This is a genomic window from Nitrososphaera sp., assembly GCF_037447015.1.
Taxonomy (GTDB): Archaea; Thermoproteota; Nitrososphaeria; order Nitrososphaerales; family Nitrososphaeraceae; genus Nitrososphaera.
On sequence record NZ_JBBIHK010000026.1, the window covers coordinates 26,349 to 27,127 of the forward strand.

A 779-nucleotide genomic window follows, 5' to 3' on the forward strand; every position below is an offset into this window, starting at 1 on the left:
CGCAAACACGATCAGCCGCCCCGCCCCCACTTCTCTTCTCTCCAGCAACGCAGCGCCATGCAAAGCAGTCCCGGCACATATTTCTTGGAATGCCGGTGCCATGCCGATGTCTTTGGAATTCTGCAGGCAGGTCCTGTCGCTTGATCCGGGTATAAGGTTTGCAGGCGTTGCAAACCCTGGCGGAAAGCTGCTGGCCGCTGAGTATCGCGAGGGCCTTTCACCCCTGCTCGACAGGAACGAAGTCGAGCTTGCCGTCGCCCGAACCGTGCTGCACGCAATGGAAGACGACGAAGCTTTGCAGGGCAAGCTTGGCAAGACGGCATACAGCATAACAACGTGCGAGAAAGTCAAGCGTGCGACAGTACCCTTTCATGACAAGCATAGAAGGATCCTGCTCGTCTCGTTCGACACCTCTGCGCGCCCGGGGCCGATCATCCGGAAAAAGATACTCCCGTTAATTAATTCAGAGTTGGGCTGGAAATAGCGAATTTATTTATCTGTTCAGCATTCTTCCGTGGAAAATCTGAACGTAAAATTTTATATACTGCCTGCAATACTACGTGCACCATGGTTTGGCTAAGACGTACTACACACTATCTGTTCATAGTAGTCGTTGCTGTGAACAGCACGCTGCTGACCATCAACTCAGGAGACTATCTGTTCTACACAGACTGGATGTGGACATCCTTCGTGGTGTTCTCGATCTCACAGTCTACGATGATAACTGTGGGCGCGATATACTACATGTTGTTCACAGGCGTTCCAGGCACTGCAACGTA

General features: G+C 52.0%; 1 protein-coding gene and 1 pseudogene. Both read left to right on the plus strand.

The features are described 5' to 3' along the window. Positions 1-106 precede the first annotated feature (106 nt). A complete protein-coding gene (locus WKI84_RS09465; RefSeq protein WP_337863305.1) occupies positions 107-484 on the plus strand; it encodes a hypothetical protein in 378 nt (125 codons plus the stop codon). 83 nt (positions 485-567) lie between these two features. Next, positions 568-779 (plus strand): annotated as a pseudogene (locus WKI84_RS09470) (hypothetical protein); the annotation flags it as partial.